We start from the raw sequence: 14,150 nt of genomic DNA on the forward strand, positions 1-14,150 counted from the left end.
CGACGGTGAAGAATGCAAACGCGACCAACCCCCTAGCTCAAATAGGACAATCATAGATATATAACCACGTTTTAATACTCAACCATAAAAAACGATTCACAAAACACGATTTCAATATATAAACAAGGGGGCGGTTCGCAAGCTCACGGCACCCTACGTAAAAAACGCCATGAAAAATGAATAGGTTGATAAACTTAATCGCAATAACATAAAAATAAGTCGCCGTTTATTGAGAAATTTCATCATAAATTCATTTTATTTAAGTGGTTTTTGTATCTATACTCTACGGAATAATATATTGATGGAATAATAAAATGCAGGATGCTAAATCAGGCTTGTCAGCTAACTTTAATTATAATTTTTCTATTACGTGTTTTACGCCCAACCACAAGCAAAGTAAAAACGAAAAAGCGGCATTTGAGCACCTAATCGACATTGGTCAATTTCGTTACCGCTTGTGGCAACATACCGATATGGCGATGTCAGGTCCGGTTGAAAACACATGGTTAGAACCAGAAGATTTAACCTCATATATATGGCAAATTAAAGATCATGACAAAATAGTCGCCACCGCGAGAATGTCAATTCATGATTCGTTAGCATCGCTGCCTGAAGCGGCGCTATATGAAGGGCTAGATGCATTATATCCAACCCCAATAGCCTCATTTAATCGCTTGGTTGTTGCCAATGAATACCGCAGCATTGGGTTAGCACACAAATTAATTATGCTGCGTGTACAAGCCGCTAAGCAACTAGGTGCTAAATCAATTGCATTAGATTGCCCTGAACATCGAATTAACACGATGAAAAAGTTCGGCTTTGAAGCGGTTAGCAAACCCAAAGCCGGAACAAAATGCCCCACAATAATGTGGTATCCCCTGCGTAAATTATTGTAAAAGGCACTAATAGACAATAATAAGAAACGTAGACCGGTTTAGCCACGCAGTGGCGTAAGCCGGATAACATGGTTCAATGCCCAAGATATTGATATCTTTTAAAATGTTTCCTTTAACATATTGAGCATGTCTTCAACCGACAATTTAGTGACTTCTTCGTTACCCGCTAGCAATTTATCGGCTAGATCACGTTTGTGTTGATGCAAAGCCACTATTCGTTCTTCGATTGTGTTTTTGGCAATTAACCGATATATGGTTACGGGCCTTTGCTGTCCCATACGATGTGCACGATCAGATGCTTGCTCTTCAACCGCAGGGTTCCACCATGGGTCCATGTGAATAACATAATCAGCGGCGGTTAAGTTTAACCCTGAGCCACCGGCTTTTAAGCTAATTAAAAACACATCGCTTTCACCATTTTGAAAGGCATTGACACGCTGAGCTCGGGCTTTTTGTGGGGTTGAGCCATCTAAGTACTGATAGCTTATTTCGCGTAAAGCCAAGTGCTTTTTAATCAGTTGTAAATGCCCAACAAACTGGCTAAAAATAAGCGCTTTGTGATTATTTTGCTGTAACTCATCAAGCAAATTATCTAAGGCGGCCATTTTGGCGCTAGGTAAATCGGTATCGGCCATGATTAACGCGGGGTTGCAGCAGGCTTGGCGCAGCTTAACTAGCTCGGCGAGCATTCTTATACGCTGCTCGCCCATGTTTGAGGTTTGGGTAGCTTGGCTAATATTGTCGATCGCGTTAAGCCGAATGGCCTCGTAAAATGCTTGCTCTGGCGCACTCAATTCAACCGCTATATTAATTTCAGTTCTTGGCGGCAGTTCAGTTAATACTTGGTTTTTCATGCGGCGCAATATAAAAGGCTGGATCAAGGTTTTTAAGCCTAAACTGGCCTTTCTTGCCGCTAATTTGTCTTCTTTTACATTTTCGATGGGCAGTGCGTAACGCTCACCAAAACGTTTTAAACTGCCAAGCAAACCTGGGGTGATAAACCTAAATAAACTCCATAATTCGGTTAGGTTGTTTTCAATGGGCGTGCCAGTAGTGATAATTTTAAAATCACCTTTTAATGCACACGCCGCTTGTGTGCGTTTGGCTAATGGATTTTTAAGTGCTTGAGCTTCATCGGCTACAATGGTGTGCCACTGCACACGGGCTAACATATCGCTAGCCCGCTGCAGTAAACCATAACTAATGATCACACAATCAAATGCCTTAACCTCATTAAGCAGTTGCTCCCTTTCGTCGCTGGTGTTTGCATCGGCAAAAAATTTTATATTTAACGTGGGGGCAAATTTAGCGGCTTCTTGCTGCCAATTAAAACAAACAGAAGTCGGTGCAATCACTAAACTGGGGCCATTGCTAGCTCGGTCTAATAACACCGCAAGTGCCTGTAAGGTTTTACCGAGCCCCATGTCATCGGCTAAACACGCGCCAGCACCCCAATGAGCAAGACGCGACATCCAATCGAACCCGACAATTTGATAATCACGCAGATCAGCTTGTAAGGTGTTGGGTAACTTTGGCATGATCACATTCGCTTCATGCATTTTGGTGGTTTGCGCGTCCCACGCATGTAAGGTTTTCATGCGCATGCCTGTGGTTGCCTCAGCCACTTGAACACTCGCTAATTGATGAAATTTACCTCCATCGGTTGCTTGATTAAGCATGTCGAGTTTTTGTTTTAAATTTTGCGATAACACTAAGATCTTGCCCGAATCAAGTGGTATAAACCGGCCTTGTGTCGTGGCGACTAACTCAAGCAATATTCTTAGTTCGAGTACTTCACCGTTATCTACCGTGAGTTCACCTTTTAAATCAAACCATTCATTTTTTTTGCCAACGGCTAGTTGTAAATGCTGGCTTTCAAGGGCTTTGGTCAGCGATATTTTTTTCCCTTTTGGCCAACGTAACCGCACGTTAAAAGGCATTGGGTCTTGATTAACAACATGCTCTAACTGCTCAACGGTTTCAAGTGAACCTTGCAGCTCATCAATGCTTAACACGTTATCGGCCATGGCTAAAAATGCAGGGCAATGTGTGTCTAATGCATCGAGCAGCGCATGTTCTTTAACAAAATCGCGTTGTGTCGCAATGCGTTTGCCTTTAATCTCAGTTGTTAATTTGGCATTGCCCACCGTGGGCTTATAGGCTGGACCGTCTTCACCAAACGGCATCACCATACACATAAATTCGAGCCCATCGTTAACCGGCTGAATGTTTATAACCAAACATTCATCATTAACAATCGTTTCAAGCCCGGTGTCTAACTCTTCAATATCAGACTGAATATTTAACACCGGTGCGATCGCCATTACGCTTTCGAGTACTTTATTTTTTGCATGGTTGGGGATTAACAGCCCGCCTTCGCCAATGATATTAGCGACTTTTAAATGCGCTTCATTAAACAACATAAACGCATAACACTCAGGCGATGTTTCTTTAATTGAATATAAGGTTTTGTTTTGGTTGCTATCAAAATTATCCGGTAGATTGGCCATGCTTAATAAAAGTTGAGAGCCCTGCTGACTCACCCATAATTCAGGTTCGGTTTGTTTTAGCTCTATCGGAATTTGTAGATCAGTTGCTAAATAAAGATTGTCGAGATTTTTAGCCACCAATAACGTTTTTACCCCTTCTAATTCATATTCGGTTGAACTGTAATATCCCCAACCTTGGTATGCCTCAATAGCTTGGCACATGGCTAAATCGGCTTCGGTTAAGTAGTTAAATTGCTCTGGTTCTTCGTATAATCGTTTTAGCGCAACCATCCTACCTTTACTCCAACCCTTGGTATTTTGCTTTTGTTCTCGGGCTTTAAATTGCACTTTATTGCGATGCAGATGCATTTCCCAAATAAGCCGAATAGGCTTTTCAACTTTAGGGTTAACATCGTGCTTTGTTTCGGTTTGTGGGTTTAAGGCAATGAGCTTTTCTAATGCAATATCCCATTCGGCTTTATGCGAAATTAGGTTTGTAAAATTAAGTATAGCCGAGTCATTCGCCGAGATATTACCCGTAATTTGTGCCGCGACCGTGGCAAATAAAGGCAGCGACAATTGCTCAAAAAAGGCTTCGCTTTCAGCTAATAATTCAGGTGCAGGTTGATTATTGTCTCCATTACACCAGCGCTCGCTTAATACACTTAGCAATAAAATAATATGCGCGTTAAAGGGATCTAGCCGGATCAGGTTTTGATATTTGTCGTGAATAATTGTGTATTTAGCCCCAGACGATAAACATTTTACGGTTTGATCGAGAGCGTGGGCGGTATGCGAAAAGGTTAACGCTCTATGATCACCAATTTCAAATTCAAGTTGCTCACCGATAACATCATAATAATGTACGCTTTCTTTAGCTCCTAATACTAATAAACATAACTTGTTAAATAAACCAAGCGTATCGCCTAGGTATTGTTTTTTGCGGCGTGCATATTTATTTTTAGCTTTCATCGCTTGCTCAAACAATGCATGAGCCGCCAAAAATTCGCCTTGCAAAAATTGATACGCGGCATTGAGCTGCAAACCATAACAACTTTTATCATCGGCTGAGCAAGTTTTTTTAAAATCGGAAAAACGCAGTTTATATAAAAACTGCTCGGCCAGTAAATGCGTTAATGACTCGTTATCGGGACTGTGTTCGCAGGCTTGTTGTAATAATTCGAATGCGTATTCGTTTGATGTTTTTTTATTTTTACAATCGGCAAACCACGCCGCAAAGCTTTGGTATTGCAGGCAATCAGGTAAATCTAAAAAAAGCTTAAGATTAAACGGCGCAAAAACTAACTCGATAAGTGGCTTGGTCTGTTTAATATCAATAATTTGCGGGTTTTTATTTAACTGCAGTATTTCTTCTACTTTTTGATAATCAGCCAAAAAAAATAAATCGCGCACAATTCTAGCGTCAATACGAGTAGCGCTGGCGTAATACATCGCAGGTGTAACAGATTCAGCGGTTTGCAGTATGTTTAAATACTGGTTTTCAGCCATGCAATCACTGACTAAACGATTAGCCAGCAATCGGTTTATAGTGATGCCATCTTTTGTTTGACTAATAAATTCACGCTCGATTAATTGATCTTTTTGTTCGACTGATAAGGCGTTGAATTTTTCGGCATCTGAAAAAATATAAGTCTGAGTTGATCGCTTAATCAGCGTGTTAAGCTTGCCTATGCCTATCGGCTTATAAACCACGGCTAACAGTTTCAAAACACATTGCTCATAAAAATTTAATTGCAAAAATTCTTGATATAAGTCTTCAATTAACAAAGAGGTATTGGGGGAAATGAGCATAAAAACATCCGTTTTATATCCGCTTTATAAAAACAGGATTTAAAAATAACAAAAGACGTAAGCTAGCAAATAGCCGTTGTTTTAACAATAAAAAACCCTGCAAATGAAGCAGGGTTTTGATGGTAGTTTAGCGATTTAGTCAGCTAAATTGACTAAATGAGTGTTAACTAAATAAAGGCTGACTAAATAAACGTTAACCCAATTCATCCGAGGCAACATGATAGTTTGGATCTTCTAACACATTAACTTCACATAAACTGCCTGCTCGTTTTAACAAAACACGACACTCTGGGCTTAAGTGACGAATGTGTAATTTTTTGTTTTTAGCCAAATACTTCTCTGCCAAAGTATCAAGCGCTTCAATACCTGAATGATCAGAAATACGCGAACGTTGAAACTCAAGTACCACATGCTCAGGATCGTTTTCTACATCAAAAATTTCTTTAAACTGAGCCGCAGAACCAAAAAATAATGGACCACGAATAGCATACACTTTATAGCCATTTTCATCGGTAGAGACTTCTGCATGAATATGCTGCGCATGTTTCCAAGCAAAAACAAGTGCCGAAACAATAACCCCCACAATAACCGCAATGGCTAAATCAAAGGCGACAGTAACCCCGGATACCAAGATAATAATAAAAGCATCTGTTGGTGGAATTTTACGAATAATACGGAATGACGACCATTCAAATGTACCTAAAACAACCATAAACATAATGCCAACCAAAGCCGCAAGTGGGATCATTTCAATAAGGTTTGCCGCAAATAATATAAAACCAAGAAGCACGAGTGCCGCTGTAATGCCGGACAAACGACCACGGCCACCCGAATTTATATTAATCATTGATTGACCAATCATGGCACAACCACCCATACCACCGAAGAAACCATTAACGGTATTCGCCACACCTTGGCCAACACACTCACGGTTACTTTGACCCCGTGTATTGGTAATTTCATCAATCAACGTTAGCGTTAATAACGACTCAATTAAACCAATTGCAGCAATAATTAAGCTGTAAGGTAAGATAATTTGGAACGTTTCCCACGTGAACGGCACCATAGGAATGGAGAATGACGGTAATGAACCTTCTAAGCTAGCAGTCGCCGCTTGATCAGCGGGTAACATGTCACGCACATAGTCAATAACAGAACGTGCTTCCAAGTCCAGCCCAACAACAATGAGTGTTACCGTTACAATAGCCACCAATCCTGCAGGAATAGCTGTTGTGATTTTAGGTAAGAAATGACAAATGGCCATGGTTAATGCAATTAAACCAATCATGATCAGCATCATGCTGTCTTGCATTATCTCAAATTCGCCAGCGCTGTTTTTAACCATAAACTGGCCAAGCTGTGCAAGAAAGATAACAATGGCGAGGCCATTAACAAACCCCAACATAACGGGGTGCGGCACGATCCGGATAAATTTACCGAGCTTAAATATGCCCGCCAGTATTTGGATTAACCCCGCTAATATAACCGCAGCGAATAAATATTCAACGCCGTTTTCGGCTACAAGCGCCACCATCACAACAGCCGTTGCACCCGTAGCACCCGAGATCATGCCCGGACGACCACCAAAAATAGAAGTTAATAAGCCCATCATAAAGGCAGCATATAAGCCAACCATTGGGTCAACGCCTGCAACAAAGGCAAAGGCGACAGCTTCGGGAACCAGCGCAAGCGCGACGGTTACACCCGATAAAACGTCATTTTTAACGTTATATTGGTTATTCGTAATTAAATTAAACATGTGTTTGAGATCACGATAGGAATGAGTATTAAAGAGGGGCGAGATTGTAACAAATGCGACCTAACTCTTAAAGTTAGCGCGCATATTTTTTGTACGTTTTGCAGTATTTTAAATAAACTACGGCTCTGCGCGTAGTTTGTTAGGACGACCACCGGTGACTTTATCGGCTCGACCTTCTTCTTTTGCTTTTTCAGCTCGACGACGACGCACTTCTTTTGGATCGGCAATCAGCGGGCGATAAATTTCAATGCGATCACCTTCTCTAACCGTTTCGGTTAATTTTTTGGTGCGACTCCAAATACCGACTTTATTTTGTTTGAGATCTATTTCTGGGTATTCAGCTAAAATACCCGATTGTTGGATGCAGCTTTCAAGGGTTGATTCTGCATCTACCGATAACGCAAGTAACGTTTGTTTGTGAGGTAAAGCAAAGCTGACTTCAATGTTTATTTTATCACTCATTAACAGACTCTTTTGTTAGCTTGGTCGATAAACGCTTTTACCATGCCGTTAGCTACATGGGTAAAAATTTGACCAAAAGCAAGGGCGACTAATTGGTTAGAAAATTCAAAATCTAAATCTAAACTGACTTTACAGGCATCATCATCTAAAGCGTCAAAACGCCAAATACCGGTTAAATGTTTAAAAGGACCATCGACCAGCACCATATCGATACGTTCGGGTGAAAACAATTTATTGCGCGTAGTAAACCATTTGCTAACACCGCCTTTCGCAATTTTAATGGCGCCAATCATTTCACGATCCGTTTGCTCTTTAATTTTAGCATCGGCACAATTCGGTAAAAACGATGAATAAGCGCTTACATCATTAACCAGATCAAACATGGTTTGGGCGCTGTGCATAACTAATGCACTGCGATGTATTGTGGCCATTATCAACTCCGAAATTCAAAAACGCGCAGATGCTATCATATCCCAATTAACCTGCAAAGCGCTGACCCAATCATACGCCTTATCGTCACTCGCATCTTCAAGCAATTTGGGTATATAATGCGTCATCGTTTGTGTACTTAAATGCACAACATTATTGGATATAGAAAATAGAGTCATGGCAAAGAAAAAACCAAGTAAATCAAACAGCAATACCATTGCGTCAAATAAAAAAGCGCGCCATGAGTATTTTTTAGAAGATAAACTCGAAGCCGGCATTGAGTTACAAGGCTGGGAAGTCAAAAGTATTCGTGATGGTAAAGTCAATTTATCAGAGAATTACGTCATTATTCAAAATAATGAAGCCTTTTTAGTGGGCGCTCGCATTACGCCTTTAAATAGCGCATCAACGCATGTGGTTGCCGACCCTGATCGCCCACGTAAACTGTTACTTAATCGCCGTGAAATAGATAAATTAATGGGTGCTCGTGATCGCCAAGGTTACTCTATTGTTGCCACGTCGATGTATTGGCAAAAGTGTTGGGTTAAAGTCGCTATTTATTTAGCTAAAGGTAAACATAGCCACGATAAACGTACCGATATTAAAGATAAAGATTGGGGCCGACAAAAAGAGCGCCTAATGAAACACTCTACCCGTTAACACCGAGTTCTCATGGCTAATACGCATATAAAAGACAATATTTACGCATCACCACTCAATACGGTTGAAGACTTTGTTTTTGATAGTGCCGTGGTTGATGTTTTTTCTGACATGATTAAGCGCTCGGTTCCTGGTTATCAAACCATCATTTCAACGATTGGTCATTTAGCGCAAGTGCATTCACAACCTAATTCAACAATTTACGATTTAGGTTGCTCTTTAGGCACTGCAACTTTAGCCATGCGCCGCAGCATTAAACATGAAAATGTAAAGATCATTGCAGTTGATAACTCTCAAGCCATGGTCGATAAATGTAATTTACATTTGCAAGGTTATAAAAGCCCGATCAGCACGCAAGTTATTTGTGATGACATTCTGAATATCGAGATTGAAAATGCCAGTCTTGTTGTGCTTAATTTTACGTTGCAATTTTTAAACCCTAATGACCGCTTGCAGCTGATTAGCCGTATTTACCAAGGCTTAAAACCGGGTGGCTTGCTGGTTTTATCTGAAAAGCTTTCGTTTAACGATACAACGTGCAATGCGCTCATTGATGAGTTGCATTTAGATTTTAAACGGGCAAATGGTTATAGCGAGCTTGAAATAAGCCAAAAACGTTCTGCCATTGAAAACGTGATGCGCATTGATTCATTAGAGTGCCATTACGACCGCTTTAAACAAGCCGGGTTTGACCATTTTCAACAATGGTACCAGTGCTTCAACTTTACCTCGATGGTGGCCATTAAATGATCTTTGACTCATTCTATCAACGCATTTTACGCTCTAAATTAGCCCCGCTGATTACATCTTTGCCTCCACGACTTGAGCATTGGTATAAAGATGCGTTACACGGTGAATTTCATCAGTGGCAAAAGACCATTAAAAATTTACCACAAGCTGAAGCGTCTAAAGTCGATTTAAAAACCAGCGTTACGTTAGGCCAACCAGACGATTTAAATGCCGGCCAACAAAAGCGCTTAACCGCATTGCTCAAAAACTTTATGCCTTGGCGCAAAGGTCCTTACCAGCTTTTTAATATTGACTTAAATACAGAGTGGCGCAGCGATTGGAAATGGGGTCGCCTATTACCACACATAACCCCTTTAGCTGGTAGAACCGTGCTCGATGTGGGTTGCGGTAATGGTTATCATATGTGGCGTATGTTAGGTGAAGAAGCAGAACTCGTTGTGGGCGCAGACCCATCTCAACTTTTTTTAGCGCAATTCCAAGCAATTCATCAATACAACCCAAGTGACGATATTCATCTTCTTCCGTTAGGGATAGAACAGCTGCCTAAATCAGAATTGTTTGATACCGTATTCTCTATGGGGGTTTTATACCACCGTCGCTCTCCTATCGACTTCTTAGCACAATTAAAAGACCAACTCAGAACAGGTGGCGAACTCGTATTAGAGACAATTGTCATTGATGGTGACCAAAACCAAGTGCTTATTCCAGGTGAGCGTTATGCCAAAATGCGCAACGTTTGGTTTATACCGAGTTGCGATGCGCTTGTTCACTGGCTAAGCCGTGTCGGCTTTAAAAATATCAAAGTAGTCGACAAGTGTTTAACCACATTAAACGAACAACGTAAAACTGAATGGATGGAGAATGAATCATTAGCTGACTTTTTAGACCCAAATGATCCAACCTTAACTATTGAAGGGTATCCTGCACCACAACGTGCCGTATTTATTGCCACCAAATAAGACAGTATTCAACCTAAAAAAGTCTACACTTGATTTTAGGTTGAATAATTTTGTGACAAAGCCGATAGTATGACTAAGTAAACAAATATAATAAAAATGGATGCGTTATGAATAAACAAGAAATCAATGACCTGATGTTACAAGCCGCAGGCGATGCAATTGAATTTGCAAAAAGTGAATTTGGGGTTGAGCTTGATAAAACAATGGAAAGCATCGATTTAATTGATGCGTTATTGCTCGATTGCTTGCCATTACTGAAAGATGAAGCCACCCGCGACAAAAACTTATTTACGTTATGCAATATTTTAGGCGCGTATTTAGGTGAAGTTTTTATTCACTATATTGGTGGTGAATGGTTTTACGATGAATCAGATATTAACGCCCCGACAACTTTTATTGAATTTAATGGAAAAACATTTGCTTTTCCGGGCATTTGCTACCAAAAATTAATAAATGACCCTTCGGTTAGCGTGCGTAAGTATTTTGAACTGGCGCAAGGTAAAGTAATGCAATAAATGAGGTGAACCATGACGATGCAATTCGTGAAAGACATTATGACAACGGAAGTTAAGTATTTAACCACAGATTCAAATTTATTAGATGCTCATAATTTAACCCGCGATTCAGGCATTCGTCATATCCCGATCCTTGATGCTGACACCCTTTGTTATAAAGGGTTGTTAAGTCAAAAAGCCATGGTTGCTAAAGTATTTTCTATTGTATCAACCTATGGTACAGCGAGTTTAGAACGTCGTGAAAAGAAGGTATTATTAACCGAAGTTATGAGCACAGATAATCCAACCGCGAGTGCCAATGACGACTTAAAAGTAGCAGCGGAACATTTCATTAATAAAAGATTTGGTAGTTTACCGGTTTTGGATGATGAAAATAAATTGATTGGTATTATTTCATCAAGTGACTTTGTTAGCTTAGCGCTTGATTTTTTATTGGCTCAAGATAAGCTCGCATAACTGAATATACCCAAGTGGCTTAGGTATTTAAACTTGGGTATTTTTTTACTTGGGTCTTTTTTTACTTGGGTATTTTAAACAATGATACGCCGCTTACCTAAACTCAATAAAGCAGTGCTTTAAATGAGTTTAGGTCAATAAAACAGAAAACCGGCTATAAACCTTGAGCCGTTTTTTCTCCTTCTCTTTTCTCTTCTTCTCTTTTTTTCTCATTTTGCAGTGACAAATAATAAGAGCTCATACTTAAACCCTCTTTGAGCATGGTTAACGTACGCGAATGAAACTCACGACGATATAAAATGTAAACCACCGCCATGCCTAAGCCAACAAATACATAAGCGTTTACAAACCAACCTAGCGCCGCTAAAGCAAAATAATAAGCACGCAAGCCATTGTTAAAATTATGCATGGCTTGATCGATTATTTTACCCGCGTTACGTGCAAAAGCTCGCTTCATTTTCACGGTTGCATTTGAGTCTTCTACATTAGGCGCAGCACCTATCATTACACCGGCAAAGCCATATTGACGCAATGACCACGTAAATTTAAAGAAGGTAAACACTAAAATAGCGCAAATAAATAAAAGCTTAAATTGAATGGCTGCTTCACTTTGTGGTTGGATCCAACTGACGGCTTCCGTCATTTTTTGTAATGTGGTAGCAGACGCCATAGCGGTTAAGGCACCGGCAATAATAAGTAAGGTTGTTGAGGCAAAAAAGTTGATATTGCGCTCTATATTCCCCATTAAAGCGGCATCTAATATTCGGTTGTCGCGCTCTAACAAATGCCGCATCCAATCAATACGATAAATAATTAAAACACTTGATAAACATTCAGTTTTTTTAGCCATAGAGCGGGCAAAAACGGTATAACCATACCAACAGGTTAAAAACAGGACTAACCCAATAATATCCAGTATTTCAATCAAACTCATTTAACGTAAAACCCCGACATCTGCTTGTGGCATATAAGAAGGTTCTATTTTAGCGGCTTCACACCATCTCTGTACATCTTCATCTTGCATTACTTTTTTCATATAAAGTGCACAACAGGGTGACACCTTGATACCATAAGTATTAAAGCGCAATACAATCGGTGAAAACATGGCATCGGCAACACTAAAGTCACCAAATAACCATCCGCCTTGTATATTCTTTTTAGCCTTCAAATCAAAGCAACTTTGCCATATTGACTGAACTCGGTCTATTTGAATTTGGCATTGGGTTGTCAATTCAATTTGCCGCTGCTGACGAATGTTCATTGGCATGGTTTTTCTAATATGATGAAAACCCGAATGCATTTCAGCACTCACCGAACGAGCAAGCGCTCTTATTTTTTTATCTTGCGGCCAAACGCTGGGTTTTATTTCAGCGATATATTCTGCAATTGCTAATGAATCGCCAATGCATAATTCATCATCAATTAAACAGGGCACTGTGCCCATAGCGGAATAAGCGAGAATTTGCTGTTTAAATGCAGCAAAATCACTTAAATCGAGTAACACCTCAGAAAATGAAAGGCCTGATTTTTGCAATACCAGCCAAGCCCTCAAAGACCAAGACGAGTAATTTTTATTACCCATTAACAACTGCATATTATTTCCTTATTACGTCTGTTGTTATAATTTAGACCCAAGTGACTTCAAGATCCGAGTTCGGCATCTTAAAATCACTTGTCTATAACAGTCAGTTAATGTGCCTTGGTCACACCTTGTTCATTGTTAAGGCTTTCTTTAGGTAATACTTTTCTTAAAACCAAGAAGCCTAAAAGTCCTGATACCAGTGAGCCAATAATAATACCTAACCTTTCATCAAATAATAAATTAGTTCCGGTTTCTTCAAACGCTAACGAGCCAATAAACATACTCATGGTAAAACCAACACCACACAGTAATGACACACCATAAAGCATTTTTAGATTTAAGTTTTTAGGCAGTGATATCCATTTTAACTTAATAAGCACCCAGCAAAAACCAAATACACCAATCTGTTTACCCATCACTAACCCCAGTGCGATACCCAACGGAACAGGATGCATGACTTGCTCAATACCCACGCCGGCTAACGAAATACCCGAATTAGCAAACGCAAAGATAGGTAATACAAAAAAGGCAACCACTGAATGAAGGTCATGCTCTAGATCACGCAATGGTGATTTGCTTGGGTCTTTTGGATCACGCATCGGGATAAACATCGCTAACACAACGCCAGCTAAAGTCGCGTGAACCCCGCTTTTTAATACCGCCATCCACATAATGGTGCCAATCAATAAATAGGGCGTTAAATTGGTACATTTTCGCAGCTTTAATACCGCTAATCCCGCAATACAGCAGGCCGCAATAATAAGTGCCAATGCTGATATTTTGCTGGTATAAAACAAAGCAATAATAATAATGGCACCAATATCATCAAATATGGCTAACGACACTAAAAATATTTTTAACGCAACCGGCACACGAGTGCCCAATAACGTTAAAATACCTAAGGCAAAAGCGATATCAGTTGCAGCGGGGATAGCCCAGCCTTCAATAGCCAGTGGGTCATCATAATTAAAATAAAGATAAATAAGGCTCGGTACTATCATTCCGCCTAATGCACCTACAGCCGGTAACGTGATTGCTCGCCAATCCGACAACTCACCTTCAAGCAATTCCCCTTTTAATTCCATGCCAACTAAGAAAAAGAACACGGCCATTAGCCCATCATTTATCCAGAGAATAAGTGGTTTATCAATACCAAAACTACCCACCATAACGGTCACTGGCATTTCAATAAGTTGAGCATAATAAGGCGCTAAATCTGTGTTAGCCGCAATCATGGCTAAAATAGCCGTCAACATCAGTAATACACCCGCAGCGGATTCGCTGTGAAAAAACCTTTTTAATTCTTCAGACATTATTTCCTCCTTTTTTTACATAGACATAATATGTCATAAGCGACTGCAAAATTAAATTTAATTTTAAC

14 protein-coding genes are annotated in these 14,150 nt (G+C 40.0%); 6 read left to right on the top strand and 8 right to left on the bottom strand.

Annotated elements, in window-relative coordinates; genetic code table 11:
- The first annotated feature begins 314 nt into the window (after window positions 1-314).
- Complete coding sequence (locus tag DPX34_RS14585) at window positions 315-896, top strand: GNAT family N-acetyltransferase (protein WP_111979184.1); 582 nt, start codon at window positions 315-317, stop codon at window positions 894-896.
- A 98-nt stretch (window positions 897-994) separates the two neighbouring features.
- On the opposite strand, the gene DPX34_RS14590 is transcribed toward DPX34_RS14585, so the two are convergent.
- From DPX34_RS14590 to DPX34_RS21765, 5 genes are all read right to left on the bottom strand, one after another.
- On the bottom strand, window positions 995-5,197 hold the full coding sequence (locus tag DPX34_RS14590) for a DEAD/DEAH box helicase (RefSeq protein WP_111979185.1): 4,203 nt from the start codon (window positions 5,195-5,197) through the stop codon (window positions 995-997).
- A 193-nt stretch (window positions 5,198-5,390) separates the two neighbouring features.
- Window positions 5,391-6,956, bottom strand: a complete 1,566-nt coding sequence (locus tag DPX34_RS14595; RefSeq protein ID WP_111979186.1) for a SulP family inorganic anion transporter — start codon at window positions 6,954-6,956, stop codon at window positions 5,391-5,393.
- Window positions 6,957-7,073: 117 nt separating this feature from the next.
- Window positions 7,074-7,418 carry an RnfH family protein gene (locus DPX34_RS14600; protein ID WP_111979187.1) on the bottom strand — a complete coding sequence of 115 codons (345 nt, stop codon included), beginning with the start codon at window positions 7,416-7,418 and terminating at the stop codon, window positions 7,074-7,076.
- Entirely contained in the window at window positions 7,418-7,849 is a 432-nt protein-coding gene (locus DPX34_RS14605) for a type II toxin-antitoxin system RatA family toxin (protein ID WP_111979188.1), read from the bottom strand. The genes DPX34_RS14600 and DPX34_RS14605 overlap by 1 nt, the downstream gene beginning before the upstream one ends.
- Before the next feature lie 15 nt (window positions 7,850-7,864).
- Window positions 7,865-8,026 (bottom strand): hypothetical protein, encoded by a 162-nt coding sequence (locus DPX34_RS21765; RefSeq protein ID WP_157964740.1) that lies wholly within the window; start codon window positions 8,024-8,026, stop codon window positions 7,865-7,867.
- Here DPX34_RS21765 and smpB point away from each other — a divergent pair.
- The 5 genes from smpB to DPX34_RS14630 all read left to right on the top strand — a co-directional run bounded on the left by smpB (window position 8,025) and on the right by DPX34_RS14630 (window position 11,187).
- Complete coding sequence (gene smpB / locus DPX34_RS14610) at window positions 8,025-8,507, top strand: SsrA-binding protein SmpB (RefSeq protein WP_111979189.1); 483 nt, start codon at window positions 8,025-8,027, stop codon at window positions 8,505-8,507. The two genes, DPX34_RS21765 and smpB, sit on opposite strands and share 2 nt — an antisense overlap.
- A 12-nt stretch (window positions 8,508-8,519) precedes the next feature.
- On the top strand, window positions 8,520-9,257 hold the full coding sequence (gene cmoA, locus DPX34_RS14615; protein ID WP_111979190.1) for a carboxy-S-adenosyl-L-methionine synthase CmoA: 738 nt from the start codon (window positions 8,520-8,522) through the stop codon (window positions 9,255-9,257).
- Window positions 9,254-10,216 (top strand): tRNA 5-methoxyuridine(34)/uridine 5-oxyacetic acid(34) synthase CmoB, encoded by a 963-nt coding sequence (cmoB, locus tag DPX34_RS14620; protein WP_111979191.1) that lies wholly within the window; start codon window positions 9,254-9,256, stop codon window positions 10,214-10,216. Before cmoA ends, cmoB begins: the two co-directional genes overlap by 4 nt.
- A gap of 107 nt (window positions 10,217-10,323) precedes the next feature.
- Window positions 10,324-10,731 carry a hypothetical protein gene (locus DPX34_RS14625; protein ID WP_111979192.1) on the top strand — a complete coding sequence of 136 codons (408 nt, stop codon included), beginning with the start codon at window positions 10,324-10,326 and terminating at the stop codon, window positions 10,729-10,731.
- 12 nt (window positions 10,732-10,743) lie between these two features.
- Entirely contained in the window at window positions 10,744-11,187 is a 444-nt protein-coding gene (locus DPX34_RS14630; RefSeq protein WP_111979193.1) for a CBS domain-containing protein, read from the top strand.
- Between the two features lie 154 nt (window positions 11,188-11,341).
- Here the strand turns inward: DPX34_RS14630 and DPX34_RS14635 are convergent, their stop codons facing one another.
- The 3 genes from DPX34_RS14635 to nhaA all read right to left on the bottom strand — a co-directional run bounded on the left by DPX34_RS14635 (window position 11,342) and on the right by nhaA (window position 14,082).
- Complete coding sequence (locus tag DPX34_RS14635) at window positions 11,342-12,121, bottom strand: DUF599 domain-containing protein (RefSeq protein ID WP_111979194.1); 780 nt, start codon at window positions 12,119-12,121, stop codon at window positions 11,342-11,344.
- Window positions 12,122-12,781 (bottom strand): glutathione S-transferase family protein, encoded by a 660-nt coding sequence (locus DPX34_RS14640; protein WP_111979195.1) that lies wholly within the window; start codon window positions 12,779-12,781, stop codon window positions 12,122-12,124.
- A 95-nt stretch (window positions 12,782-12,876) separates the two neighbouring features.
- Window positions 12,877-14,082: a Na+/H+ antiporter NhaA gene (gene nhaA, locus DPX34_RS14645; RefSeq protein ID WP_111979196.1), complete on the bottom strand. Its 1,206-nt coding sequence runs from the start codon at window positions 14,080-14,082 to the stop codon at window positions 12,877-12,879.
- Window positions 14,083-14,150: the final 68 nt, after the last annotated feature.

It is taken from the genome of Algibacillus agarilyticus, from assembly GCF_003286125.1.
Classification (GTDB): domain Bacteria; phylum Pseudomonadota; class Gammaproteobacteria; order Enterobacterales; family Alteromonadaceae; genus Algibacillus; species Algibacillus agarilyticus.

What these genes read in the sequence shown, in the direction of transcription:
- DPX34_RS14630 (WP_111979193.1), top strand. Translation starts at nt 10,744, where the DNA reads ATGACGATGCAATTCGTGAAAGACATTATGACAACGGAAGTTAAGTAT.
- DPX34_RS14605 (WP_111979188.1), bottom strand. Translation starts at nt 7,849, where the DNA reads ATGGCCACAATACATCGCAGTGCATTAGTTATGCACAGCGCCCAAACC.
- DPX34_RS14595 (WP_111979186.1), bottom strand. Translation starts at nt 6,956, where the DNA reads ATGTTTAATTTAATTACGAATAACCAATATAACGTTAAAAATGACGTT.
- DPX34_RS14635 (WP_111979194.1), bottom strand. Translation starts at nt 12,121, where the DNA reads ATGAGTTTGATTGAAATACTGGATATTATTGGGTTAGTCCTGTTTTTA.
- cmoB (WP_111979191.1), top strand. Translation starts at nt 9,254, where the DNA reads ATGATCTTTGACTCATTCTATCAACGCATTTTACGCTCTAAATTAGCC.
- DPX34_RS14585 (WP_111979184.1), top strand. Translation starts at nt 315, where the DNA reads ATGCAGGATGCTAAATCAGGCTTGTCAGCTAACTTTAATTATAATTTT.
- DPX34_RS14625 (WP_111979192.1), top strand. Translation starts at nt 10,324, where the DNA reads ATGAATAAACAAGAAATCAATGACCTGATGTTACAAGCCGCAGGCGAT.
- cmoA (WP_111979190.1), top strand. Translation starts at nt 8,520, where the DNA reads ATGGCTAATACGCATATAAAAGACAATATTTACGCATCACCACTCAAT.
- nhaA (WP_111979196.1), bottom strand. Translation starts at nt 14,082, where the DNA reads ATGTCTGAAGAATTAAAAAGGTTTTTTCACAGCGAATCCGCTGCGGGT.
- smpB (WP_111979189.1), top strand. Translation starts at nt 8,025, where the DNA reads ATGGCAAAGAAAAAACCAAGTAAATCAAACAGCAATACCATTGCGTCA.
- DPX34_RS14640 (WP_111979195.1), bottom strand. Translation starts at nt 12,781, where the DNA reads ATGCAGTTGTTAATGGGTAATAAAAATTACTCGTCTTGGTCTTTGAGG.
- DPX34_RS14600 (WP_111979187.1), bottom strand. Translation starts at nt 7,418, where the DNA reads ATGAGTGATAAAATAAACATTGAAGTCAGCTTTGCTTTACCTCACAAA.
- DPX34_RS14590 (WP_111979185.1), bottom strand. Translation starts at nt 5,197, where the DNA reads ATGCTCATTTCCCCCAATACCTCTTTGTTAATTGAAGACTTATATCAA.
- DPX34_RS21765 (WP_157964740.1), bottom strand. Translation starts at nt 8,026, where the DNA reads ATGACTCTATTTTCTATATCCAATAATGTTGTGCATTTAAGTACACAA.